The organism is Streptomyces sp. NPDC039736 (genome assembly GCF_055596485.1).
Window position 1 is genome coordinate 322,215 of the sequence record NZ_JBVIUQ010000008.1, and the last position, 24,789, is coordinate 347,003.

Sequence of the window (24,789 nt, forward strand, 5' to 3'; positions counted from 1 at the left end):
TTTTTCAACGTCCACAGTCTGATCAGTCTGCTCGCCGGGCCGAAAGACGCCCTGCACACCGCCAACATAGGCGACGTGCGGGGCGGCTGTCCGCATCCCGCCCATCTGGGTTTGCCGACGGGTCTACTTGGTCACGGTCGCCCTGTCGACGACCACGGTGGCGTTCGGGGCCCCGTCGCCGGTACCGGCCGACTCACCCGCACCAGCGATCTTCTCCAGCACGTCCCGGCCCGCCCTGACGGTGCCGAAGGGGGTGTAGTTCGGCGCCAGCTCGCTGTCCTTGTAGACCAGGAAGAACTGGCTGCCGCCGGTGCCGGGGCCCTTGTTGGCCATCGCGACCGTGCCCGCCGGGTAGGTGCCGCCCTTGATCCTCGGGTCCTTCAGGTTCTCGTCGGGCAGCTTGTAGCCGGGGGTGCCGGTGCCCGCCGCGGTCGGGTCGCCGCACTGCAGGACATAGACGCCCCGGGTGGTCAGGCGGTGGCACCTGGTGTGGTCGAAGTAGCCCTTGTCCGCCAGGAACTTGAAGGAGTTCACCGTGCGCGGGGCGTTCTTCGCGTCCAGGTCCAGCTCGATGTCGCCGCACGTGGTGGTGAGCTTCATCCGGTACGCCGCCGACGTGTCGACGTCGAGCTCCGGCTCCTTGGGGAAGGAGAGCTTCGCCGGTTCGCCCGGGGCGGGCTTGGCGCACGGGTCGGGCTTCTTCCCGGGGGCCGGGGCGTCGGCGACGTCGGCCCCGCCCTTGTCCTCGCCGTCGAAGAGACCCGTGGCGAACGCCGTCGCCCCGGCCGCCACCACCACGGCCACCGCCGCGGCGACGACAGCGGTGCGCCGCCGGGCCCTGCGCCGTCTCTCGGCACGCCGCTGCTGCTGGCGCTCGAACTTCTCCCTGGCGAGCTGCCGCCGCCGCTGATCGCTGCTGACCACCGGGTCTTCTCCTCGTACGTGTCGACTGACGCCGGACATGAGTCCGGCCGGGCCCGAGCCAGCCCGTACCGTATACGGGTTGCCTGTGGGACGAGGAGCGCCGGTAGGCTCTTTGTCTGTTGCGTGCGCAATAGACGAAGCGTTGGACGACCACGAAGAGGACCATCGTGCTGATTGCCGGGTTCCCCGCCGGAGCCTGGGGGACCAACTGCTACCTGGTCGCCCCCGCCGCGGGCGAGGAGTGCGTCATCGTCGACCCCGGCCACCAGGCCGCCCAGGGGGTCGAGGAGACGCTGAGGAAGCATCGGCTGAAGCCCGTCGCCGTCGTGCTCACCCACGGCCACATCGACCACGTCGCCTCCGTCGTCCCCGTGTGCGGCGCGAAGAACGTGCCCGCCTGGATCCACCCCGAGGACCGCTTCATGATGAGCGACCCGGAGAAGGCCCTCGGCCGCTCCCTGGGCGCCCAGCTGATGGGCGAGCTGACCGTGGGGGAGCCGGACGACGTCAGGGAGCTGCACGACGGCACCGAGCTGAAGCTCGCCGGTCTGGACCTGACCGTGTCGCACGCGCCCGGCCATACGAAGGGGTCGGTGACCTTCGGGCTGCCCGAGGCGGCGGACATCCCGCCGATCCTCTTCTCGGGCGACCTGCTGTTCGCCGGCTCCGTCGGACGCACCGACTTTCCCGGCGGCTCCCACGCCGATCTCCTGAAGTCGCTGGCCCGCGTGTGCCTGCCGCTTGAGGACTCGACCGTGGTGCTGTCCGGGCACGGCCCCCAGACGACCATCGGCCAGGAGCGCGCGACCAACCCGTACCTGCGGGGACTGGACGACGCGCCCGCCCCTCGACGAGGAATGTGAACCCCCTCCCGTGAGCACCTTCAAGGCCCCCAAGGGCACGTACGACCTGCTTCCGCCCGTCTCCGCGACCTACCTCGCGGTGCGCGAGGCCATCGCCGCGCCGCTGAGGAACTCCGGCTACGGCTACATCGAGACCCCCGGCTTCGAGAACGTCGAGCTGTTCGCGCGCGGTGTCGGCGAGTCCACCGACATCGTCACCAAGGAGATGTACACCCTCACCACCAAGGGCGGCGACGAGCTCGCCCTGCGCCCCGAGGGCACCGCCTCCGTGCTGCGCGCCGCCCTGGAGGCCAACCTCCACAAGGTCGGCAACCTGCCCGTCAAGCTCTGGTACTCCGGCTCGTACTACCGCTACGAGCGCCCGCAGAAGGGCCGCTACCGCCACTTCTCGCAGGTCGGCGCGGAGGCCATCGGCGCCGAGGACCCCGCCCTCGACGCCGAGATGATCATCCTGGCCGACCAGGCGTACCGCACGCTCGGGCTCCGGAACTTCCGCATCCTGCTCAACTCGCTCGGCGACAAGGAGTGCCGCCCCGTCTACCGGGAGGCCCTCCAGTCCTTCCTGCGCGGCCTCGACCTCGACGAGGACACGGTCCGCCGCGCCGAGATCAACCCGCTGCGCGTCCTCGACGACAAGCGCCCGGACGTGCAGCGGCAGCTCGTCGGCGCCCCGGTGCTGCGCGACTACCTGTGCGACGCGTGCAAGGCGTACCACGAGGAGGTCCGCGCCCTGGTCACGGCGGCGGGCGTCGCCTTCGAGGACGACGAGAAGCTGGTCCGCGGCCTGGACTACTACACCCGCACCACCTTCGAGTTCGTCCACGACGGCCTCGGCTCGCAGTCCGCGGTGGGCGGCGGCGGCCGCTACGACGGCCTGTCCGAGATGATCGGCGGCCCGGCGCTCCCCTCCGTCGGCTGGGCGCTCGGCGTCGACCGCACGGTCCTCGCCCTGGAGGCCGAGGGCATCGTCCTCGACATCCCCGCCGCGACCTCGGTGTACGCGGTGCCGCTCGGCGAGGAGGCCCGCCGGGTGCTCTTCGCCAAGGTCGTCGAGCTGCGGAAGGCGGGGGTCGCGACCGACTTCTCCTTCACCGGGCGCGGACTGAAGTCGGCCATGAAGAACGCCCACCGCAGCGGCGCCCGCTACGTCGTCGTCGCCGGGGAGCGCGACCTCGCCGAGGGCCAGGTCCAGGTCAAGGACATGGAGTCCGGCGAGCAGGAGCCGGTCGCGCTGGACGCGGTCGTCGCGGAGCTCCGCCGCCGCCTGGGCTGACCGCTGCAGGAAGGGCCCGGAATTCACTGATTCCGGGCCCTTTCCCGTACGCGCCCCGGCCGCCCCGGCCGCCCGTCGGGCGTACGTCCGAACCGACGCCCGCAGCCTGCCCCTGTCGGCCGTGCCCCAGGGCCCCTTATCTCCTTCCGACAGCCTCCGCCCCCGCCCGTGCGGCAGAATGAGCGGGACCCACGGGGCCTGCGCGGGCCCCGGCAGCGACGGAACGGCGATCATGACGACGACAGCGGTTGACGACGTGTCAGAGGGCGCGTCTGCGGAGACGGACGAGCGCGACGGGGCCGGCCGCATCGGCGCGGGACGGGCCTTCGCCTGGATGCTGGTCATCACGGGAGCGGCCGGGCTGCTCGCCGCCTGGGTGATCACGATCGACAAGATCAAGCTGCTGGAGGACCCGGACTTCGTCCCCGGGTGCAGCCTGAACCCCGTCGTCGCCTGCGGCAACATCATGAAGAGCGACCAGGCCGCCTTCTTCGGGTTCCCCAACCCGATGCTCGGCCTCGTCACCTACGGCATGGTCGTCGCCATCGGCGTCGCCCTGCTCGCCGGGGCCCGCTTCAAGCGCTGGTACTGGCTCGGCCTGAACGCCGGAACCCTTTTCGGCGTCGCCTTCTGCACGTACCTCCAGTACCAGTCGCTCTACACCATCCGCTCGCTGTGCCTGTGGTGCTGCCTGGCCTGGGTCGCGACGATCTTCATGTTCTGCTACGTCACCGTGCACAACCTGAAGCACCGGATCCTCCCGGCCCCGCGCGCCCTGCGCAACGGGCTCGTGGAGTTCCACTGGGTCGTGCCGGTGCTGTGGATCGGGGTCATCGGAATCCTGATCCTCACGAACTGGTGGAGCTTCTGGACCAGCTGAGTCCCCTCCGCCGGGGGCGCTGTCAGTGGTCTCGCCTAGGCTTCTGGGCGTGGAGCCCGATCTTTTCACCGCAGCCGCGGAAGAACGCCAGGCGAGCGACCCGTCCGCCAGCCCCCTGGCCGTACGGATGCGCCCGCGCACCCTCGACGAGGTCTTCGGGCAGAAGCACCTGCTCAAGCCGGGCTCCCCGCTGCGCCGCCTGGTGGGGGAGGGCAGCGGCGGACCCGCCGGGGCGTCGTCGGTGATCCTCTGGGGGCCGCCCGGCATCGGCAAGACGACACTGGCGTACGTGGTGAGCCAGGCGACCCAGAAGCGCTTCGTCGAACTGTCCGCGATCACGGCGGGGGTCAAGGAGGTGCGGGCCGTCATCGAGGGCGCCCGGCGCGCCTCCGGCGGGTACGGCAAGGAGACCGTCCTCTTCCTCGACGAGATCCACCGCTTCAGCAAGGCCCAGCAGGACTCCCTGCTGCCCGCCGTGGAGAACCGCTGGGTCACCCTGATCGCGGCGACCACCGAGAACCCGTACTTCTCGATCATCTCGCCGCTGCTCTCCCGCTCCCTGCTCCTCACCCTCGAATCCCTCACCGACGACGACCTGCGCGGCCTGCTGCACCGGGCGCTCACCGAGGAGCGCGGACTCGGCGGCGCGGTCACCCTGCCCCAGGACGCCGAGGACCACATCCTGCGGATCTCCGGCGGTGACGCCCGACGCGCCCTGACCGCCCTGGAGGCGGCCGCCGGGGCGGCGATCGCCAAGGGCGAGCAGGAGATCACCCTGGAGACGGTCGAGGAGGCCGTCGACCGGGCGGCCGTGCGCTACGACCGCGACGGCGACCAGCACTACGACGTCGCCAGCGCCCTCATCAAGTCCATCCGGGGCTCCGACGTCGACGCCGCCCTGCACTACCTGGCACGGATGATCGAGGCGGGGGAGGACCCCCGCTTCATCGCCCGCCGGCTCATGATCTCCGCCAGTGAGGACATCGGCCTCGCCGACCCCACCGCCCTGCCCACCGCGGTCGCCGCCGCCCAGGCCGTCGCCATGATCGGTTTCCCCGAGGCCGCCCTCACCCTCAGCCACGCCACCATCGCGCTCGCGCTCGCCCCCAAGTCCAACGCCGCCACCCTCGCCATCCAGGCCGCCCGGGCGGACGTGCGCAACGGCCTCGCCGGAGCCGTCCCCGCGCACCTGCGCGACGGGCACTACAAGGGCGCCGCCGAACTCGGACACGCCCAGGGGTACGTCTACCCGCACGACGTCCCCGGCGGCATCGCCGCCCAGCAGTACGCCCCGGACGAGGTCAAGGACAAGGAGTACTACCGGCCCACCCGCTACGGCGCCGAGGCCCGGTACGCGGACGTGGTCGAGAAGGTGCGCGAGCGGCTCCACGGCCCGGAGCGGCCCCCCGCCAAGGGGTGAGCACGACGGGCGGGAGCGTGTCCGCGCGGTTACGCTGCGAAGCATGGCCCGACGAACGGCGGTACTCCTCGTCAGCCTGGCGGTGGCCACCTCCTGCCACCGGGCCGAGACCCCTCCCGAGCGGCCCTCGCCCGTACCGCTCATCCGCCACGGCTTCCCGCCGGACGCCGACCGCGCCCGCCGCCAGCTCGACGGGCTCACCGTCGCCCGGGCCGGGGACGGGGAGGCGTACCAGCGGGTCGCCTTCGGCGAGACCTGGACGGACGAGACCGACGCCCCCGGCGGGCGCAACGGCTGCGACACCCGGGACGACGTCCTGCACCGGGACCTCGCCGCCGCCGAGCCGGGCGGCCCCGAGGACTGCGTCCCCCGCTCCGGGGTGCTCCACGACCCGTACACCGGCAGGGTGCTCCCGTACTCCCCCCGCACGGCCTCCCGGATCGAGACCGACCACGTCGTCGCGCTCGGGGCCGCCTGGCGGGCCGGGGCCTGGGCCTGGACGCCGGAACAGCGGCTCACGTACGCCAACGACCTCGACGTCCTGCTCGCGGTCGACGGGCAGGCGAACCACGACAAGAGCAGCAGGACCCCCGACCAGTGGAAGCCCCGCCGCGCCTACTGGTGCGAGTACGGCCGCCGCTGGACCGGCATCAAGAGCAAGTACGCGCTGACGGTGACCCCGTCCGAGAAGGCCGCGCTGCGCGAGATGCTGGGCACGTGCCCCTGAGGGGGCCGGTCCGCACCATCGCGCCCGACCCCGTACAATCGACCGGAGCGCTGCGTCCCGTGTCCGGTCCCGTACCGGCATCACCAGAACGGGACATGCAGCCGGAGCCCCCTTCGGGGGTGTTCCAGGAGCGTCGCGCACCGTTGATGGTGTCGCGGGCAGCCCACCACCCCAAGGGCCTCGGGGCCCCGGCCGGTAGGTGGGCCACTCGCGTGCTGCACATAGTGCCCAGACCAGGGAGCGGCTGCCCGTCCGGCGACGGAGGGGTTTCCCAGGCTGCGGATGCGACCTCCCTTAACCCTGGTGAAGCCGTATTCCACACAGATAGAGAGGTTGGTTCGTGCCGAACCAGTCCCGCCCCAAGGTCAAGAAGAGCCGTGCGCTCGGCATCGCGCTGACGCCGAAGGCCGTCAAGTACTTCGAGTCGCGCCCCTACCCGCCGGGCGAGCACGGCCGTGGCCGCAAGCAGAACTCGGACTACAAGGTCCGTCTGCTGGAGAAGCAGCGTCTGCGCGCCCAGTACGACATCAGCGAGCGCCAGATGGCGCGCGCCTACGACCGCGCCAAGAAGGCCGAGGGCAAGACGGGCGAGGCGCTGGTCGTCGAGCTCGAGCGTCGCCTCGACGCCCTGGTCCTGCGTTCGGGCATCGCCCGCACCATCTACCAGGCCCGCCAGATGGTCGTCCACGGCCACATCGAGGTCAACGGCGGCAAGGTCGACAAGCCGTCGTTCCGCGTCCGTCCCGACGATGTCGTGATGGTCCGCGAGCGCAGCCGCGAGAAGGTCCCCTTCCAGGTCGCCCGCGAGGGTGGCTACGACACCGAGGGTGAGACCCCGCGCTACCTCCAGGTGAACCTGAAGGCCCTGGCCTTCCGCCTGGACCGCGACCCGAACCGCAAGGAAATCCCGGTCATCTGCGACGAGCAGCTGGTCGTCGAGTACTACGCCCGCTGATTTCGGCGTCGTCCTCCCGCACACGCGTGCACTGCCCGTCGTCTTCCCGCTCCCTCACCGGAGCGGGGAGCGGCGGGTTTGCGCGTTGTGGGGGCCGCCCGGCGGGGCACGGGTTATCCGGTGCGGAGCCGTGGCCCCGGCGCGATAGGCTCGCGGGACGACCTTTCACAACCACAATCTCTTGACCAACAGGGAGCGCATCGTGTCCGGTGGAGAGGTGGCCGGGATCCTGGTGGCCGTCTTCTGGGCGATCCTCGTCTCCTTCCTGGCCCTGGTGCTGGTGAGGCTGGCGCAGACGCTCAAGGCGACGACCCGGATGGTGGCCGACGTGACGGACCAGGCGGTCCCGCTGCTGGCCGACGCCTCCGCGACCGTCCGCTCGGCGCAGACACAGCTGGACCGGGTCGACGCGATCGCCTCCGACGTCCAGGAAGTCACCTCGAACGCCTCGGCGCTCTCCACCACCGTCGCCTCCACCTTCGGCGGCCCCCTGGTCAAGGTCGCCGCCTTCGGGTACGGCGTCCGCCGGGCGATCGGCCTCCGCAAGTCGCCGGAGCCGCCGGCTCCGGAACGCACCGTGATCGTCGGCCGGACGCTGCCGACAGCGCGCCGCCGGGCCCGGGGATCGCGCGGAAACAAGAACTGAGGCCGCGATGTTCCGCCGTACATTCTGGTTCACCGCAGGCGCCGCAGCCGGCGTGTGGGCCACCCAGAAGGTCAACCGCAAGATCAAGGCGCTGAGCCCCGAGAGCCTCGCCGCGCAGGCCGCCGACAAGGCGGTCGAGGCGGGCCACCGGCTCAAGGACTTCGCGCTCGACGTCCGGGCCGGGATGGTCCAGCGCGAGGCCGAACTGGGCGACGCGCTCGGTCTCGACGCGGCGCCCGAGGACGCGCGAGAGCTTCCCCCGCAGCGGTATGCCGTTGCCCTCGACAACCCCAGGACCCCGTATCCCCACGGGAGTTCGCACAACCGGAATGAGGACCACTGATGGAGTCGGCAGAAATTCGTCGCCGCTGGCTGAGCTTCTTCGAGGAGCGCGGTCACACCGTTGTCCCTTCGGCGTCGCTCATCGCGGACGACCCGACTCTGCTCCTGGTCCCGGCGGGCATGGTGCCCTTCAAGCCGTACTTCCTGGGTGAGGTCAAGGCCCCCTGGGACCGCGCCACCAGCGTCCAGAAGTGCGTCCGCACCCCGGACATCGAAGAGGTCGGCAAGACCACCCGGCACGGCACGTTCTTCCAGATGTGCGGCAACTTCTCCTTCGGGGACTACTTCAAGGAAGGGGCCATCCGCTTCGCCTGGGAGATCCTGACGAAGTCCGTCGACGACGGCGGCTACGGCCTCGACCCCGAGCGCCTGTGGATCACCGTCTACCTGGACGACGACGAGGCCGAGGAGATCTGGCGGGAGAAGATCGGCGTCCCCGCCGAGCGCATCCAGCGCCTGGGCAAGAAGGACAACTACTGGTCGATGGGCGTCCCCGGACCCTGCGGCCCGTGCTCGGAGATCAACTACGACCGCGGTCCCGAGTTCGGCGTCGAGGGCGGCCCCGCCGTCAACGACGAGCGCTACGTGGAGATCTGGAACCTGGTCTTCATGCAGTACGAGCGCGGCGCCGGCACCGGCAAGGAGGACTTCGAGATCCTCGGCGAGCTGCCGTCCAAGAACATCGACACGGGTCTGGGTCTTGAGCGTCTTGCCATGATCCTCCAGGGCGTGCAGAACATGTACGAGACCGACACCCTGCGCGTCGTCATGGACAAGGCCACCGAGCTGACCGGCGTCCGCTACGGCGCCGCTCCCGCCAGCGACGTCTCGATGCGCGTGGTCGCCGACCACATGCGCACCTCCGTCATGCTCATCGGCGACGGCGTCACCCCCGGCAACGAGGGCCGCGGCTACGTGCTGCGCCGCATCATGCGCCGCGCCATCCGCAACATGCGTCTCATGGGAGCCACCGGCGCCGTCGTCCAGCAGCTCGTGGACACGGTCGTCGACACGATGGGCCAGCAGTACCCCGAGCTCATCACCGACCGCCAGCGCATCCTGGGCGTCGCCCTCGCCGAGGAGGCCGCCTTCCTCAAGGCCCTCAAGGGCGGCACCAACATCCTGGACACCGCCGTCACCGAGACCAAGGCCGCCGGCGGCCAGGTCCTCTCCGGTGACAAGGCGTTCCTGCTCCACGACACCTGGGGCTTCCCGATCGACCTCACCCTGGAGATGGCCGCCGAGCAGGGCCTCTCGGTGGACGAGGACGGCTTCCGCCGCCTGATGAAGGAGCAGCGGGACCGGGCCAAGGCCGACGCCCAGGCCAAGAAGCACGGCCACGCCGACATGTCCGGCTACCGCGAGATCGCGGACGCCTCCGGCGAGACCGACTTCATCGGCTACACCGCCACCTCCGGCGAGTCCCGCGTCGTCGGCATCCTCGTCGACGGCGTGCCCTCGCCGGTCGCCACCGAGGGCGACGACGTCGAGATCGTCCTGGACCGCACCCCCTTCTACGCCGAGGGCGGCGGCCAGATCGGCGACACCGGCCGCATCAAGGTGGACAGCGGCGCGATCATCGAGGTCCGCGACTGCCAGAAGCCGGTCCCCGGCGTGTACGTCCACAAGGGCGTCGTCCAGGTCGGCGAGGTCACCGTCGGCGCCCAGGCGCAGGCCACCATCGACGTGCACCGCCGCAACGCCATCGCCCGCGCCCACTCCGCCACCCACCTCACCCACCAGGCGCTGCGCGACGCGCTCGGCCCCACGGCCGCCCAGGCCGGCTCGGAGAACCAGCCCGGCCGCTTCCGCTTCGACTTCGGCTCCCCGGCCGCGGTGCCCGGCAACGTCCTCGTCGACGTCGAGCAGCGCATCAACGAGGTCCTCTCGCACGAGATGGACGTCCGCGCCGAGGTCATGTCGATCGACGAGGCCAAGAAGCAGGGGGCCATCGCCGAGTTCGGCGAGAAGTACGGCGAGCGGGTCCGCGTGGTGACCATCGGCGACTTCTCCAAGGAGCTGTGCGGCGGCACGCACGTCCACAACACCGCCCAGCTCGGCCTGGTGAAGCTGCTCGGCGAGTCGTCCATCGGTTCCGGTGTGCGCCGCATCGAGGCCCTGGTCGGCGTCGACGCGTACAAGTTCCTGGCCCGTGAGCACACGGTCGTCGCCCAGCTCCAGGAGCTGGTCAAGGGCCGTCCCGAGGAGCTTCCGGAGAAGGTCTCCGCCATGCTCGGCAAGCTGAAGGACGCCGAGAAGGAGATCGAGAAGTTCCGTGCGGAGAAGGTCCTCCAGGCCGCCGCCGGACTCGTCCAGGGCGCCAAGGACATCAAGGGCGTCGCCCTGGTCACCGGTCAGGTGCCCGACGGCACCTCCGCCGACGACCTGCGCAGGCTGGTCCTCGACGTGCGCGGCCGCATCCAGGGCGACCGGGCCGCCGTCGTGGCCCTGTTCACCACGGCCAACGGCCGCCCGCTGACCGTCATCGCCACCAACGAGACGGCCCGTCAGCGCGGCCTGAAGGCGGGCGACTTGGTGCGCACCGCCGCCAAGACCCTCGGCGGGGGCGGCGGCGGCAAGCCGGACGTCGCCCAGGGCGGCGGCACCAGCGTCACCGCCATCGGCGACGCCATCGACGCCGTCGAGCGCATGGTCGGGGAAACGGCCTGATGCGACGCGGACGCCGTCTCGCGATCGACGTCGGGGACGCCCGGATCGGGGTCGCCTCGTGCGACCCCGACGGGGTCCTCGCCACGCCGGTGGAGACCGTGCCGGGACGCGACGTCCCGGCCGCCCACCGGCGGCTGCGCCAACTGGTCGAGGAGTACGAACCCCTCGAAGTCGTCGTCGGACTCCCTCGCTCCCTCAACGGGGGCGAGGGCCCGGCCGCGGCGAAGGTCAGGAAGTTCGCCCAGGAACTCGCCCGGGGCATCGCCCCGACCGGTGTCCGGCTGGTCGACGAGCGGATGACCACGGTGACCGCCACCCAGGGACTGCGCGCTTCGGGAGTGAAGTCGAAGAAGGGACGGTCCGTCATCGACCAGGCCGCCGCGATTGTCATTCTTCAGAACGCGCTTGAGGCCGAACGGGTGTCTGGGGACCTCCCTGGCGAAGCCGTCGAAGTGGTTGTCTGATCGCGGTACGGTAACGTTCCGCGCCGTGGCGGCGTTCGAACAGCTGCCGCACAGGAACTGAGGCGGGACGGATGCCGTGCCCCACGCGCGCCACACCCGCCGCCTCGCGGCTCTAGGGGACCGATGACTGAGTATGGCCGGGGTCAAGGCTCCGAACCGTGGCACCCGCAGGCCCCCGGTGAGCAGCAGTACGGGGACCAGGGCGGCCAGGCTTGGGTCGGACAGCAGGCCGGAGACGGCTCGGTTCCCCACGACGGGGCGTACGACGGCCGGCAGCAGTACGCGCCGCAGGGCCCGCCCCCGCAGCCGTACTACGACAACGGCCAGTACCAGCAGACCCCGCAGCACAACGGCCAGTACGTCCAGGGGCACGACGGCGGCCAGTACCCGCAGGCGCAGCAGCACACCGAGCAGTACGGCCACGGCCACGACACCGGCCATGACGCCGGCCAGTACTCCCCGGCGTACGACAGCGGGCAGTACGCGCAGGTCTCCCAGCAGAGCGGGCAGTACCCGCAGCAGCAGGGACACGGACAGCAGCAGAGCGACTGGGACACCGGCCGGGGCCAGGCGATCCCGTACGGAATGAACGCGGCCGACCCCTACAGCGGCCAGCAGCCCGGCTACGACACGGGGCAGGACCACTACGGCACCCCCGAGGCGTACCCGCCGCCGCAGCCACCCGGCCAGCGGCAGTCGCCGCCCGAACCGGTGATCGACTGGGACGAGGAGGCCCGGCAGAAGGAGGAGCACCCCTTCTTCACCGGCGCCCCCGACAGCCGCGGCGCGCGGGACGGCGAGGACGGGTACGACGACGAGCCCGCCTCCCGCCGGGGCAAGGGCGGCGGCAAGGGCAAGAAGAAGGGCCGCAACGGCATCGCGTGCCTGGTGGTCTCGGTGGTCCTGCTCGGGGGGCTCGGCGGGGTCGGGTACATCGGCTACTCGTTCTGGAAGGACCGTTTCGGCCCGGTGGAGGATTTCGAGGGCGAGGGCACGGACCCCGTCCAGATCGAGGTCAAGAGGGGCGCCGACGGAAACGAGATTGCCAACACGCTGAAGAAGGCCGGCGTCGTCAAGAGCGTCTCCGCCTTCACCGCGGAGCTGGCGAAGGACCAGAAGAAGGGCAACGCCCTGCAGACGGGCGTCTACGTCCTGAAGAAGGAGATGTCCGCCAAGGCCGCGCTGGAACTCATGCTCAGTCCGGCCAGCCGGAACAACTACATCCTCCCGCCGGGCACCCGCAACGCCCAGGTCTACGAAGCCCTCGACAAGCGCCTCGAGCTCAAGCCCGGCACCACGAAGGACATCGCGAAGGCGCAGGCCGACAAGCTCGGACTCCCCTCGTGGGTGCCGAAGAAGCCGGACATGATGGACCGTCTGGAGGGCTTCCTGTACCCGGGCACCTACCCGGTCGCCCAGGGGGCGAAGCCCGAGGACGTGCTGCGCAAGATGGTCGCGCAGGCCACCGAGAACTACGCCAAGCAGGACCTCGCGGGCCAGGCCGAGAAGCTGGGCCTGGAGTCGCCGTTCGACGTGATCACCGTGGCGAGCCTGGTGCAGAAGGAAGGCAAGTACAAGCGCGACTTCGACAAGGTCGCACGCGTCGTCTACAACCGGCTGCAGCCCAACCAGACCGAGACCCACGGCCGCCTCCAGTTCGACTCCACGGTCAACTACCTCAAGTCGACGAGCACGCTGGACATCGGGAACACGGACGACCTCGCCAAGTTCAAGCACCCCTACAACACGTACTACCTGAACCAGAAGGGCCTGCCGCCCGGCCCGATCAGCAACCCGGGGGACGAGGCCCTGCACTCGGCGCTGAACCCGACGCCCGGACCGTGGTTCTACTTCATCTCGATGACCTCGGAGAACACCATCTTCACGAACACCTACGAGGAGCACCAGCGGCTCGTGAAGCAGTACAACGAGGAACGGAAGAAGTCGAAGCAGTGAGCAGTCGCCGCAGCCGGGCCGCCGTGCTCGGCAAGCCCATCGCCCACTCCCTCTCCCCGGTCCTGCACCGCGCCGCGTACGCGGAGCTCGGGCTCGACGGCTGGTCGTACGACCGCTTCGAGGTGAACGAGGAACAACTCCCCGCCTTCGTGGGGGAGTTGGGCGCGGAGTGGGCGGGCCTCTCGCTGACCATGCCGCTCAAGCGGGCGATCATCCCGCTGCTCGACGAGGTCAGCGAGACGGCGGCCTCGGTGGAGGCGGTGAACACCGTCGTCCTCACCGAGGACGGGCGCAGGCTCGGCGACAACACCGACATCCCCGGCATGGTCTCCGCCCTGCGCGAGCGCGGGGTCGACAAGGCCGAGTCGGCGGCCGTCCTCGGCGCCGGGGCCACCGCCTCCTCCGCGCTCGCCGCGCTCGGCCGGATCTGCACCGGCCCGGTCACCGCGTACGTGCGCAGCGCGGCCCGCGCCACCGAGATGCGGACCTGGGGCGAGCGCCTGGGCGTCGACGTGCGCACCGCAGACTGGAGCGACGCCCGCGAGGCCTTCGCGGCACCGCTGGTGATCGCGACCACACCCGCTGGAACGACGGACGCCCTGGTCACGGACGTGCCGGAGGCCGTCGGGACGCTTTTCGACGTGCTGTACGAGCCGTGGCCGACGCCGCTGGCGAGTGCCTGGGCGGCGCGTGGGGGAGCGGTGGTCGGCGGGCTCGACCTGCTCGTGCACCAGGCCGTGCTGCAGGTCGAGCAGATGACGGGCGTCCCCGTCGCACCGCTCGCCGCGATGCGGGCCGCGGGCGAGCGGGCGCTGTCCGAAAGGTGATCATCCGGTCCGAGTGCTGGACCGGGGGCAGGACCGTGCCGCCGGACATGGGAGGATCGGGAGCGGCGGGTCCGGGCCGCGCATCCGGGCTGCGTCATTGCAGTTCCAGGCGCGAGCATGAGGAGCACCGTTGAGCAGGTTGCGCTGGCTGACCGCGGGAGAATCCCACGGACCCGCACTCGTCGCGACGCTGGAGGGACTTCCCGCCGGCGTGCCGATCACCACGGAGATGGTGGCGGACGCTCTGGCCAGGCGGCGGCTGGGCTATGGGCGCGGCGCCCGGATGAAGTTCGAGCAGGACGAGGTCACCTTCCTCGGCGGCGTACGGCACGGCCTCACCATGGGCGGCCCCGTCGCGATCATGGTGGGCAACACCGAGTGGCCCAAGTGGGAGAAGGTCATGTCGGCCGACCCGGTGGACCCCGAGGAGCTGGCCACGATGGCGCGCAACGCGCCGCTGACCCGCCCCCGCCCCGGTCACGCCGACCTCGCGGGCATGCAGAAGTACGCCCTGGACGAGGCCCGTCCGGTCCTGGAGCGCGCGAGCGCCCGGGAGACCGCGGCGCGGGTGGCGCTGGGCACGGTGGCCCGTTCGTACCTGAAGGAGACGACCGGCATCGAGATCGTCTCGCACGTGGTGGAGCTGGCGGCGGCGAAGGCCCCGTACGGTGTGCTGCCCGTGCCCGCCGACGAGGCGAGGCTGGACGAGGACCCGGTGCGCTGCCTGGACGCGGACGCGTCGAAGGCGATGGTCGCGGAGATCGACCAGGCCCACAAGGACGGCGATACCCTGGGCGGTGTGGTCGAGGTGCTGGCGTACGGCGTGCCGGTGGGCCTCGGTTCGTTCACGCACTGGGACCGGCGGCTGGACTCCCGGCTGGCGGGTGCGCTCATGGGCATCCAGGCCATCAAGGGCGTCGAGGTCGGCGACGGCTTCGACCTGGCGCGGGTGCCGGGCTCCAAGGCGCACGACGAGATCGTGCCGACGGCCGACGGCGTGAAGCGCACGACCGGGCGCGCGGGCGGCACCGAGGGCGGCATGTCCACGGGCGAGCTGCTGCGGGTGCGGGCCGCGATGAAGCCGATCGCGACGGTGCCGCGCGCGCTGGCCACGATCGACGTGGCGACCGGCGAGGTCGCCGCCGCCCACCACCAGCGCTCCGACGTGTGCGCGGTTCCGGCGGCGGGCATCGTGGCCGAGGCCATGGTGGCGTTGGTCCTGGCGGACGCGGTCGCCGAGAAGTTCGGCGGGGACAGCGTGGGCGAGACGCGGCGCAACGTGCGGTCGTACCTCGACAACCTCCAGATCCGGTGAGCGGCCCCGAGGTCGTGCTCGTCGGGCCGATGGGGGTCGGCAAGACCACCGTCGGCGCGCTGCTCGCCGAGCGGCTGGGGCTTCCGCACCGGGACACCGACGCGGACATCGTCGCAGCTCAGGGCCGTGAGATCGCCGACATCTTCGTCGACGAGGGCGAGGAGTACTTCCGTGAGCTGGAGCGGGAGGCCGTCCGCGCGGCCGTCGCCGAGCACACGGGCGTGCTCGCGCTCGGCGGCGGGGCGGTCCTCGACGCGTCGACCCGGGAGCTGCTCTCCGCGTACCCGGTCGTCTATCTGTCGATGGACGTGGAAGAAGCGGTGCGGCGCACCGGGCTGGGCCAGGCCCGGCCGCTGCTCGCCGTGAACCCGCGCAAGCAGTGGCGTGAGCTGATGGAGGCCCGCCGCACCCTGTACACCGAAGTCGCCCGGGTGGTCGTGGCCACCGACGGGCGCACCCCCGAAGAGGTCGCCCAGGCGGTCCTGGACGCACTGGAGTTGAAGGACGCATGAGCGAGCAGGCTGGAGCACCGACGCGGATCACGGTCGGTGGCACGGACGGCACCGAGGCGTACGAGGTGCTGGTGGGGCGGCAGTTGCTGGGCGAGCTGCCCGCTCTGATCGGCAAGCAGGCCAAGCGGGTCGCCGTACTGCACCCCGAAGCCCTCGCCGAGACCGGTGAGGCGCTGCGGGCGGACCTCGCGGACCAGGGCTACGAGGTCATCGCGATCCAGTTGCCGAACGCTGAGGAGTCCAAGACCGTCGAGGTCGCGGCGTACTGCTGGAAGGCGCTCGGGCAGACCAACTTCACCCGCACCGACGTGATCGTCGGCGTCGGGGGAGGGGCCACCACGGACCTCGCGGGCTTCGTCGCGGCGACCTGGCTGCGCGGGGTGCGCTGGATCGCCGTACCGACGACCGTGCTCGGCATGGTCGACGCGGCTGTCGGCGGCAAGACCGGCATCAACACCGCCGAGGGCAAGAACCTGGTGGGGGCCTTCCACCCGCCGGCCGGGGTGCTGTGCGACCTCGCGGCGCTGGACTCGCTGCCGGTCAACGACTACGTGTCCGGGCTCGCGGAGGTCATCAAGGCCGGGTTCATCGTGGACCCGGTGATCCTGGACCTGATCGAGGAGGACCCGCAGGCGGCGCGCACCCCTGCGGGCCCGCACACCGCCGAGCTGATCGAGCGGTCCATCCGGGTCAAGGCAGAGGTGGTGTCCGGGGACCTCAAGGAGGCCGGACGCCGCGAGATCCTCAACTACGGGCACACCCTCGGGCACGCCATCGAGAAGAACGAGCGGTACAACTGGCGGCACGGCGCGGCCGTGTCGGTCGGCATGGTCTTCGCCGCCGAACTCGGCCGGATCGCGGGCCGGCTGGACGACGCGACGGCCGACCGGCACCGGTCGGTCCTGGAGGCGGTCGGGCTGCCGCTCACCTACCGGGGCGACCAGTGGCCCAAGCTGGTGGAGAACATGAAGGTCGACAAGAAGTCCCGCGGCGACCGGCTGCGCTTCATCGTCCTGGACGGACTGGGCAAGCCCGTCGTGCTGGAGGCCCCGGACCCGGCGATGCTGCTCGCGGCACACGCCGAGATCGCGGCGTGAGCGGCGTGGGCGGCGTGGGCGGCGTCAGCGGCACGGGTGACGCGAACGACGGGAACCGCCGGGTGTTCGTGCTCAACGGACCCAACCTCGGCCGCCTCGGCTCGCGGGAGCCCGACGTGTACGGGGCGACGTCGTACGCCGGTCTCGTGGCGGCCTGTCAGGGGCTCGGCAAGGAGCTCGGCTTCGAGGTCGAGGTGCGGGAGACCAACGACGAGGGCGAGCTGATCCGCTGGCTGCACGAGGCGGCGGACGGCTCTGTTCCGGTCGTCCTCAACCCGGGGGCCTTCACCCACTACTCGTACGGGATGCGGGACGCGGCCGCCCAGCGCACCGCCCCGCTGATCGAGGTGCACATCTCGAACCCGTACGCCCGTGAGGAGTTCCGGCACACCTCGGTCGTCGCGGCCGTCGCCAGCGGCACGGTCGCGGGCTTCGGCATCGGGTCCTACCGGCTCGCACTGCGGGCGCTCGCCGAGGAACTCGACGGCTGACTCCGCCGTCTGACAGGACAGGGCAGCCAAGGACCGCCCCCGTCGTTCACCTGGTGAACTACGGGGGCGGTACCGTTCGAGGGTTCGACCCGGTCTTTTCGGGTCAGCATCACAACGGTTTCGACGCACCGATACGGTTTCGATTCCACCGATCAGCCCGGCAACAGTCGCCTGTACGAGATGGAGTGGCACCGGATGCAGCACGTAGTGGGGGCGCCGCTGCCACCGCCGCACGGTTCTGGCCAGAGCTGGGCGGGCGCGGCCCCGCACCCGCCCGTCGGCCCGCCGGCTCCCCAGGGCCCGCCATTGCCGCCGCACACCCCGCCGCAGGGGCCCCCGCCCGGGGCCACGGCGCACGGCGCGGGACACGGCCACGGCCCCGGCGCGCCACAGCAGGGCCCCGGGCCCGGCCCGCAGAACGCCCCCGTGCCGTCCGGGGCGCGGGACACCACCGGGCACATCCAGTTGCCGCCGGGCGGCCCCGTGCCGCTGCCGCAGCCGCCGGGGGCGCCCGGGCACGCCGGCACGGGCCATACCACGCTCGCCGTGCTGCTGATAGGCCCCGCGGGAGCGGGCAAGACCACCGTGGCCAAGTACTGGGCGCAGAGCCGCCGGGTGCCGACGGCGCACATCAGCCTGGACGACGTACGGGAATGGGTGTGCTCCGGCTTCGCCGACCCGCAGTCGGGGTGGAACGACCACTCCGAGGCGCAGTACCGGCTGGCCCGGCGGACCTGCGGGTTCGCGGCGCGCAACTTCCTGGCCAACAACATCTCCTGCATCGTGGACGACGCCGTCTTCCCCGACTGGCCGGTGGTGGGACTCGGCGGCTGGAAGCGGCACGTGGGGCCGGGACTGCTGCCGGTGGTGCTGCTGCCCGGGCTGGAGGTCGTCCTGGAGCGCAACGCCAAGCGGAGCGGCAACCGGCGGCTGAGCGACGAGGAAGTCGCGCGGATCCACGGGCGGATGGCCGGGTGGTACGGGTCGGGGCTGCCCATCATCGACAACTCACGGTTCGACGTGCCGACGACGGCGCGGCTGCTGGACGAGACGCTGGCGCGGGCGGTCGCGAGTCCGCCGACCTGGTAGGTGGGTCACCCCCGGAGGGCGCTCCTCGGTCGGACGCGCTCAGACGGCGGGGCGGGGCGGGCGTACCTACGTTGAGGGCATGTCCGATGCCCATGGAATTCGCCGTGGGCGGCTGCGCGACCGTGCGGCCGCCGCGGGCAGCGAGGCGGCGCTCGTCTCCCGGCCCGCCAACGTCCGCTACCTCGCCGGGAGCGCCCCGCCCGGGGCCGTGCTGCTCATCGGACCGGGGGACCCGGGGAGCGACGTGCTGCTGTGTCCCCGCACGTCGGAAGGGACCCTGGTGGAAGGGCGGCCCGACGAGGCGCTCAGGGTCAGCGTGCTGCCCGTGCCCGGCGCGGACGCCGCGGTCGCCGCGGCCGGGTTCGCGGCGGCGGCCGGGGCCGGGACGCTGGCCGTGGAGGAGCACCACCTGACGGTGGCCAGGTACCGGGCGCTCGGCTCGGTCGCCCCGCGGGTACGGCTCACGGAGCTGGGGTCCGCCGTCGAGCAGCAGCGGGTCGTGAAGGACCAGGAGGAGCTCGCCTGCCTGCGGACGGCCGCCGAGATCGCCGACCAGGCCCTGGGGGAACTGCTGGAGTCCATCCTCGTCGGGCGGACCGAACGGCATCTCGCCCTGGAGCTGGAGCGGCGGCTCGTCGATCACGGGGCCGACTCACCGGCCTTCGCCACCTCCGTCGGGTCCGGCCCGCACGCGGGCCGCGGCGGGCACCGGCCGACCGACCGCCGGGTCGAGGAGGGCGATTTCCTGTCGGTGTGCCTGGGGGCGAACTTCCGTGGGTACCGGTGCGAGATCGGCCGCACCTTCGTGATCGGGACCGCCCCGGCGGACTGGCAGGTCGACCTGTACGACCTGGTCTTCGCCGCCCAGCGGGCGGGCCGGGAGGCCCTCGCGCCCGGTGCAGAGTACCGCGAAGTGGACCGCGCGGCCCGGCAGCCGCTGGAGGCGGCGGGGTACGGCGACGTGCTTCCGGCGGCCACCGGACACGGTGTGGGGCTCGAAATCGTGGAGGACCCGCAGTTGGCACCGTCGGCCATGGGTAAACTGGACGCTTGTGTGCCGGTCACCGTCGAACCGGGGGTTCACCTCCCTGGCCGGGGCGGAGTCCGGATCGATGACACTCTCGTCGTGCGCCCCGAGGCGGACGGCGGACCCGAGCTACTCACCATTACGACCAAGGAACTCCTCGCGCTCTAGCCGCGGGCGTTCCGACGGTCGTTCCACCAGTCCAGGAGATTCCGCAACCGTGGCTTCCACGAACGACCTCAAGAACGGCATGGTGCTCAAGCTCGACGGAGGCCAGCTCTGGTCCGTCGTCGAGTTCCAGCACGTCAAGCCCGGCAAGGGCCCGGCCTTCGTGCGCACCAAGCTCAAGAGCGTGATGTCCGGCAAGGTCGTCGACAAGACGTTCAACGCCGGCACCAAGGTCGAGACGGCCACCATCGACCGCCGCGACATGCAGTTCTCGTACATGGACGGCGACTACTTCGTCTTCATGGACATGGACACCTACGACCAGCTCATGGTCGACCGCAAGGCCGTCGGCAACACCGCCAACTTCCTCATCGAGGGCTTCACCGCCTCGGTCGCGCAGCACGAGGGCGAGGTGCTCTACGTCGAGCTCCCGGCCGCCGTCGAGCTGACCATCCAGCACACCGACCCCGGTGTGCAGGGCGACCGCTCCACCGGTGGCACCAAGCCCGCCACCCTGGAGACCGGTTACGAGATCGGCGTCCCGCTGTTCATCACGACCGGCGAGAAGATCAAGGTCGACACCCGCACGGGCGACTACCTCGGCCGGGTGAACAGCTAACCGTGGCCGCTCGCAACAACGCCCGCAAGCGCGCGTTCCAGATCCTCTTCGAGGCCGATCAGCGCGGCACGTCCGTGCAGAATGTCCTCGCGGACTGGGTCCGGCACTCGCGGAGCGACGAGCGACAGCCGCCGGTGACCGAATACACGATGGAACTCGTCGAGGGGTACGCCCAGTACGCGCCCCGCATCGACGAGCTCATCGAGACCTATGCCGAGGGCTGGGACCTCGACCGCATGCCGGTCGTGGACCGCAACATCGTCCGGCTCGGCACGTACGAGCTGGTGTGGGTGGACGGGACCCCGGACGCGGTGGTGATCGACGAGGCGGTTCAGCTCGCCAAGGAGTTCTCCACCGACGAGTCCCCGTCGTTCGTGAACGGCCTGCTCGGCCGCTTCAAGGATTTGAAGCCGAAGCTGCGCCGCGAGGAGAGCTGACGCTCGCCGCGCGGGGTTCTCTGCCGACGAAGGGCCTGCGGTACGGGATCACCCGTACCGCAGGCCCTTCGTCGCGTCGGGACCCCCGGGCGGGGTTTCCGCCACAGGCGCGCGGGAGCCTCGCGTGGGAGCGTCGTGGGGCCCGGTCCCGTGCAGGTGCGTGGTGGCTCGTCGCGCCCGCGCGGCGGAGCCGCACATCGGCCCGGCCCCCGCCCCCCTGACGGCATGCCCGCCGGGCAGCCATTCCCGCCGCCCGGCGGCCCCGCGCGCACGAAAACCGCCGGGGGCGGTGGGAGGCCCATGGCTCCCACCGCCCCCGGCGGTACGTTTCTTCTCTTGCGGCTCCCGGCTCGACGGGGCCCGGGATCAGACCTCTTCGTGGCCGACGGCGCGCCGCGCGTCCGCGTCCAGGACGCCCCAGCTGATGAGCTGTTCGGTCAGGACCGAGGGCGACTGGTCGTAGATCACGGCCAGGGTGCGCAGGTCGTCCTGACGGATCGACAGCACCTTGCCGTTGTAGTCGCCGCGCTGCGACTGGATCGTGGCGGCGTACCGCTGGAGCGGGCCGGCCTTCTCCGCCGGAACGTGCGCGAGACGCTCCAGGTCGAGACGGAGCTTCGGCGGGGGCTCGGCCGCTCCGCCGGGCGTCGTGCCGGGCAGGAGCTCCTGGACGGGGACCCCGTAGAAGTCCGCCAGCTCGGCGAGGCGCTGCACGGTCACGGCACGGTCGCCGCGCTCGTACGAACCCACCACGACCGCCTTCCAACGGCCCTGGGACTTCTCCTCGACACCGTGGAGGGAAAGGCCCTGCTGGGTGCGGATCGCGCGGAGCTTGGCCCCGAGCTGCTTGGCGTATTCGCTGGACATAAAGCTCCCCGGACGCTGGAACATTGCGGCTCCGCCGCGTGGCTGGTAACTCACTGTGAGGTTACGCAGCGTTACTTGTCCGCGTCAAGCCGAACGGGTGGGAGCCCTGTGGGAGAAGGGGTCCGAGGGGGTCGGCCCCCGGGGAGGAGGCATTCCGGACCCCCTGGTACCGTGGACCACGCACATCTCGACGTCCTTTAAGAACCGTCCCGTGAGGCGGAGAAGGAGGTCCGTTTCCCATGGACACCAATAACACCGGTACTTCCGGCGAAGGCGATGCGGCACGGCCCGTTCTCGAAGGCCCCGACATCGCCCGCGTGCTGACCCGTATCGCCCACGAGATCGTCGAACGCGCCAAGGGCGCCGACGACGTGGTCCTGCTCGGCATTCCGACCCGCGGTGTCTTCCTCGCCCGCCGGCTCGCCGCCAAGCTCGAAGAGATCACCGGCCGCCCCATGCCGGTCGGCTCCCTCGACATCACGATGTACCGCGACGACCTGCGCATGCGCCCCGCGCGCGCCCTGGCCCGCACGGAGATCCCCGGCGACGGCCTCGACGGCCGCCTGGTGGTCCTCGTGGACGACGTCCTCTTCTCCGGCCGCACCATCCGCGCCGCCCTCGACGCCCTGGGCGACCTCGGCCGCCCGCGCGCGGTCCAGCTCGCGGTCCTGGTCGACCGCGGCCACCGCGAACTGCCGATCCGCGCCGACTACGTCGGCAAGAACCTCCCCACGTCCCTGCGGGAGACGGTCAAGGTCCAGCTCGCCGAGGAGGACGGTCGCGACACCGTGCTGCTCGGCCTCCAGCAGACCGCCCCGGCCGACAGCAAGTAGCCCCTGCCGCCGCCCGCGGCCCGCGATCCGGGTCGCAGGGACGCTGCTGCCTGCCGTCCTGCCTGCTGCCCACCTCCTCCGTACACCTGGAGAGAACCCCCGATGATGCGTCACCTCATCTCGGCCGCCGACCTCACCCGCGACGACGCCGTCCTGATCCTCGACACCGCCGAGGAGATGGCCCGGGTCGCCGACCGGCCGATCAAGAAGCTGCCCACGCTGCGCGGGCGGACCGTCGTCAACCTCTTCTTCGAGGACTCGACGCGGACCCGGATCTCCTTCGAGGCCGCCGAGAAGCGGCTGTCGGCGGACGTCATCAACTTCACCGCCAAGGGGTCCTCGGTCTCCAAGGGGGAGTCCCTCAAGGACACCGCGCAGACCCTGGAGGCCATGGGCGTCGACGCCGTCGTCATCCGGCACGGCGCGAGCGGGGCCCCGTACCGGCTCGCCACCTCCGACTGGATCGACGCGACCGTCATCAACGCCGGTGACGGCACCCACCAGCACCCCACGCAGGCCCTGCTCGACGCCTTCACCATGCGGCGGCGGCTGGTGGGCCGCGACGCGGGCCTGGGACGGGACCTGGAGGGCAAGCGGATCACACTGGTCGGCGATGTGCTGCACAGCCGGGTCGCCCGCTCCAACGTGGACCTGCTGCACACCCTCGGCGCCGAGGTCACCCTCGTCGCCCCGCCCACCCTGCTGCCGATCGGCGTGGAGAACTGGCCCGCCCGGGTCTCGTACGACATCGACAGCGTCCTCGCGAAGTCCGACGCGGTGATGATGCTCCGCGTCCAGCGCGAGCGCATGAACGCCGCCTTCTTCCCGACCGAGCGCGAGTACTCGCGGCGGTACGGGCTGGACGGCGAGCGGATGGCCAAGATGCCCGAGCACGCCATCGTCATGCACCCCGGGCCCATGGTCCGCGGCATGGAGATCACCGCCGAGGTCGCCGACTCCGACCGCTGCACGGTCGTCGAACAGGTCGCCAACGGCGTCTCCGTGCGGATGGCCGTCCTCTATCTGCTTCTCGGCGGCAACGAGTCCGCCGCCCAGTGACACCCTTCGTACCGAGGAGAACCGAGAAATCATGAGCAAGACCCTGATCCGTGGTGCGAAGGTGCTGGGCGGCGAGGTCCAGGACGTCCTGATCGACGGCGAGACCATCGCCGAGGTCGGCACCGGTCTGTCGGCGGAGGGCGCGGAGGTCGTCGAGGCCGACGGCAGGATCCTGCTGCCGGGCCTGGTCGACCTGCACACCCATCTGCGCGAGCCCGGCCGCGAGGACTCCGAGACCGTGCTGACCGGCACCCGGGCCGCCGCCTCCGGCGGCTACACCGCCGTCTTCGCCATGGCCAACACCTTCCCGGTCGCCGACACCGCCGGCGTGGTCGAGCAGGTCTACCGGCTCGGCAAGGAGTCCGGCTACTGCGACGTGCAGCCCATCGGCGCCGTCACCGTCGGCCTGGAGGGCAGGAAGCTCGCCGAGCTGGGCGCCATGCACGACTCGGCCGCCGGGGTGAAGGTCTTCTCCGACGACGGCAAGTGCGTCGACGACGCGGTGATCATGCGCCGTGCGCTGGAGTACGTGAAGGCCTTCGGCGGCGTCGTCGCCCAGCACGCCCAGGAGCCCCGCCTCACCGAGGGCGCCCAGATGAACGAGGGCGTCGTCTCGGCGGAGCTCGGCCTCGGCGGCTGGCCCGCCGTTGCCGAGGAGTCGATCATCGCCCGGGACGTGCTGCTCGCCGAGCACGTCGGCTCCCGCGTGCACATCTGCCACCTGTCGACCGCCGGCTCGGTGGAGATCGTACGGTGGGCCAAGTCGCGCGGCATCGACGTCACCGCCGAGGTCACCCCGCACCACCTGCTCCTCACCGACGAGCTGGTCCGCTCGTACGACCCCGTCTACAAGGTGAACCCGCCGCTCCGTACGGAGAAGGACGTGATGGCGCTCCGCACGGCGCTCGCGGACGGCACGATCGACATCGTCGCCACCGACCACGCCCCGCACCCGCACGAGGACAAGGACTGCGAGTGGGCCGCCGCCGCCATGGGCATGGTCGGCCTGGAGACCGCGCTGTCGGTCGTGCAGCAGACGATGGTGGAGACCGGGCTGCTCGACTGGGCCGGCGTCGCCGAGCGCATGTCCGCCAAGCCCGCCGCCATCGGCCGCCTGGCGGGCCACGGCCGGCCCGTCGCCGCGGGGGAGCCCGCGAACCTCACCCTCGTGGACGCCGCTTACCGTGGACAGGTGGACCCCGCGGGCTTCGCCTCCCGCAGCCGCAACACCCCCTACGAGGGCCGTGAGCTGCCGGGACGCGTCACCCACACCTTCCTGCGGGGCCGGGCAACGGTCGTGGACGGGAAACTCACGTGACATCTCACCTGGT

Annotated in this window: 25 protein-coding genes; 23 read left to right on the top strand and 2 right to left on the bottom strand. The window is 71.4% G+C overall.

What is annotated here, in order from left to right; all coding sequences use genetic code 11:
- Window positions 1-123: 123 nt before the first annotated feature.
- Window positions 124-924, bottom strand: coding sequence for a peptidylprolyl isomerase (locus tag ACZ56L_RS25740; protein WP_345224921.1), 801 nt, complete (start codon window positions 922-924; stop codon window positions 124-126).
- Window positions 925-1,091: 167 nt separating this feature from the next.
- On the opposite strand from ACZ56L_RS25740, the gene ACZ56L_RS25745 reads away from it, so the two are divergent.
- The 20 genes from ACZ56L_RS25745 to nusB all read left to right on the top strand — a co-directional run bounded on the left by ACZ56L_RS25745 (window position 1,092) and on the right by nusB (window position 20,699).
- Entirely contained in the window at window positions 1,092-1,787 is a 696-nt protein-coding gene (locus ACZ56L_RS25745) for an MBL fold metallo-hydrolase (RefSeq protein WP_345224923.1), read from the top strand.
- A gap of 10 nt (window positions 1,788-1,797) precedes the next feature.
- Window positions 1,798-3,060 carry a histidine--tRNA ligase gene (gene hisS, locus ACZ56L_RS25750; protein ID WP_401760714.1) on the top strand — a complete coding sequence of 421 codons (1,263 nt, stop codon included), beginning with the start codon at window positions 1,798-1,800 and terminating at the stop codon, window positions 3,058-3,060.
- A gap of 232 nt (window positions 3,061-3,292) precedes the next feature.
- Complete coding sequence (locus ACZ56L_RS25755; protein ID WP_345224927.1) at window positions 3,293-3,940, top strand: vitamin K epoxide reductase family protein; 648 nt, start codon at window positions 3,293-3,295, stop codon at window positions 3,938-3,940.
- Window positions 3,941-3,989: 49 nt separating this feature from the next.
- Window positions 3,990-5,360 carry a replication-associated recombination protein A gene (locus tag ACZ56L_RS25760; protein ID WP_345224929.1) on the top strand — a complete coding sequence of 457 codons (1,371 nt, stop codon included), beginning with the start codon at window positions 3,990-3,992 and terminating at the stop codon, window positions 5,358-5,360.
- A 43-nt stretch (window positions 5,361-5,403) separates the two neighbouring features.
- Window positions 5,404-6,087 (top strand): GmrSD restriction endonuclease domain-containing protein, encoded by a 684-nt coding sequence (locus ACZ56L_RS25765; protein WP_471066592.1) that lies wholly within the window; start codon window positions 5,404-5,406, stop codon window positions 6,085-6,087.
- 340 nt (window positions 6,088-6,427) lie between these two features.
- Complete coding sequence (rpsD, locus tag ACZ56L_RS25770; protein ID WP_345224933.1) at window positions 6,428-7,042, top strand: 30S ribosomal protein S4; 615 nt, start codon at window positions 6,428-6,430, stop codon at window positions 7,040-7,042.
- A 202-nt stretch (window positions 7,043-7,244) separates the two neighbouring features.
- Window positions 7,245-7,688 carry a DUF948 domain-containing protein gene (locus ACZ56L_RS25775; protein ID WP_345224935.1) on the top strand — a complete coding sequence of 148 codons (444 nt, stop codon included), beginning with the start codon at window positions 7,245-7,247 and terminating at the stop codon, window positions 7,686-7,688.
- Window positions 7,689-7,695: 7 nt separating this feature from the next.
- Window positions 7,696-8,031 carry a DUF6167 family protein gene (locus ACZ56L_RS25780; RefSeq protein ID WP_345224937.1) on the top strand — a complete coding sequence of 112 codons (336 nt, stop codon included), beginning with the start codon at window positions 7,696-7,698 and terminating at the stop codon, window positions 8,029-8,031.
- A complete protein-coding gene (alaS, locus tag ACZ56L_RS25785; RefSeq protein WP_345224939.1) occupies window positions 8,031-10,700 on the top strand; it encodes an alanine--tRNA ligase in 2,670 nt (889 codons plus the stop codon). Before ACZ56L_RS25780 ends, alaS begins: the two co-directional genes overlap by 1 nt.
- The gene (gene ruvX, locus ACZ56L_RS25790) at window positions 10,700-11,164 is read left to right on the top strand and encodes a Holliday junction resolvase RuvX (protein WP_345224941.1); all 465 of its coding nucleotides are present in this window, start codon (window positions 10,700-10,702) and stop codon (window positions 11,162-11,164) included. Before alaS ends, ruvX begins: the two co-directional genes overlap by 1 nt.
- Before the next feature lie 123 nt (window positions 11,165-11,287).
- Complete coding sequence (gene mltG, locus ACZ56L_RS25795; protein ID WP_471066596.1) at window positions 11,288-13,120, top strand: endolytic transglycosylase MltG; 1,833 nt, start codon at window positions 11,288-11,290, stop codon at window positions 13,118-13,120.
- Complete coding sequence (locus tag ACZ56L_RS25800; RefSeq protein WP_401760704.1) at window positions 13,117-13,947, top strand: shikimate dehydrogenase; 831 nt, start codon at window positions 13,117-13,119, stop codon at window positions 13,945-13,947. The genes mltG and ACZ56L_RS25800 overlap by 4 nt, the downstream gene beginning before the upstream one ends.
- Before the next feature lie 130 nt (window positions 13,948-14,077).
- Complete coding sequence (aroC, locus tag ACZ56L_RS25805) at window positions 14,078-15,262, top strand: chorismate synthase (RefSeq protein ID WP_345224947.1); 1,185 nt, start codon at window positions 14,078-14,080, stop codon at window positions 15,260-15,262.
- Window positions 15,263-15,291: 29 nt separating this feature from the next.
- Window positions 15,292-15,774: a shikimate kinase gene (locus ACZ56L_RS25810; RefSeq protein WP_345226652.1), complete on the top strand. Its 483-nt coding sequence runs from the start codon at window positions 15,292-15,294 to the stop codon at window positions 15,772-15,774.
- A complete protein-coding gene (aroB, locus tag ACZ56L_RS25815) occupies window positions 15,771-16,871 on the top strand; it encodes a 3-dehydroquinate synthase (protein WP_345224949.1) in 1,101 nt (366 codons plus the stop codon). Before ACZ56L_RS25810 ends, aroB begins: the two co-directional genes overlap by 4 nt.
- A gap of 5 nt (window positions 16,872-16,876) precedes the next feature.
- A complete protein-coding gene (gene aroQ, locus ACZ56L_RS25820; RefSeq protein WP_471066708.1) occupies window positions 16,877-17,362 on the top strand; it encodes a type II 3-dehydroquinate dehydratase in 486 nt (161 codons plus the stop codon).
- A 195-nt stretch (window positions 17,363-17,557) separates the two neighbouring features.
- The gene (locus ACZ56L_RS25825) at window positions 17,558-18,451 is read left to right on the top strand and encodes a Pro-rich N-terminal domain-containing protein (protein ID WP_471066599.1); all 894 of its coding nucleotides are present in this window, start codon (window positions 17,558-17,560) and stop codon (window positions 18,449-18,451) included.
- Window positions 18,452-18,530: 79 nt separating this feature from the next.
- A complete protein-coding gene (locus tag ACZ56L_RS25830) occupies window positions 18,531-19,646 on the top strand; it encodes a M24 family metallopeptidase (protein ID WP_471066601.1) in 1,116 nt (371 codons plus the stop codon).
- Between the two features lie 49 nt (window positions 19,647-19,695).
- Complete coding sequence (gene efp / locus ACZ56L_RS25835; protein ID WP_185030603.1) at window positions 19,696-20,262, top strand: elongation factor P; 567 nt, start codon at window positions 19,696-19,698, stop codon at window positions 20,260-20,262.
- A gap of 2 nt (window positions 20,263-20,264) precedes the next feature.
- Window positions 20,265-20,699: a transcription antitermination factor NusB gene (gene nusB, locus ACZ56L_RS25840; RefSeq protein WP_189827350.1), complete on the top strand. Its 435-nt coding sequence runs from the start codon at window positions 20,265-20,267 to the stop codon at window positions 20,697-20,699.
- A 366-nt stretch (window positions 20,700-21,065) separates the two neighbouring features.
- Here the strand turns inward: nusB and bldD are convergent, their stop codons facing one another.
- Complete coding sequence (gene bldD / locus ACZ56L_RS25845; protein ID WP_185030598.1) at window positions 21,066-21,566, bottom strand: transcriptional regulator BldD; 501 nt, start codon at window positions 21,564-21,566, stop codon at window positions 21,066-21,068.
- Between the two features lie 239 nt (window positions 21,567-21,805).
- On the opposite strand from bldD, the gene pyrR reads away from it, so the two are divergent.
- The 3 genes from pyrR to ACZ56L_RS25860 all read left to right on the top strand — a co-directional run bounded on the left by pyrR (window position 21,806) and on the right by ACZ56L_RS25860 (window position 24,776).
- Window positions 21,806-22,399 (top strand): bifunctional pyr operon transcriptional regulator/uracil phosphoribosyltransferase PyrR, encoded by a 594-nt coding sequence (gene pyrR, locus ACZ56L_RS25850; RefSeq protein ID WP_471066604.1) that lies wholly within the window; start codon window positions 21,806-21,808, stop codon window positions 22,397-22,399.
- 102 nt (window positions 22,400-22,501) lie between these two features.
- Window positions 22,502-23,458, top strand: a complete 957-nt coding sequence (locus tag ACZ56L_RS25855; RefSeq protein WP_471066606.1) for an aspartate carbamoyltransferase catalytic subunit — start codon at window positions 22,502-22,504, stop codon at window positions 23,456-23,458.
- Window positions 23,459-23,489: 31 nt separating this feature from the next.
- On the top strand, window positions 23,490-24,776 hold the full coding sequence (locus tag ACZ56L_RS25860; RefSeq protein ID WP_345224966.1) for a dihydroorotase: 1,287 nt from the start codon (window positions 23,490-23,492) through the stop codon (window positions 24,774-24,776).
- The last annotated feature ends 13 nt before the right edge of the window (window positions 24,777-24,789 follow it).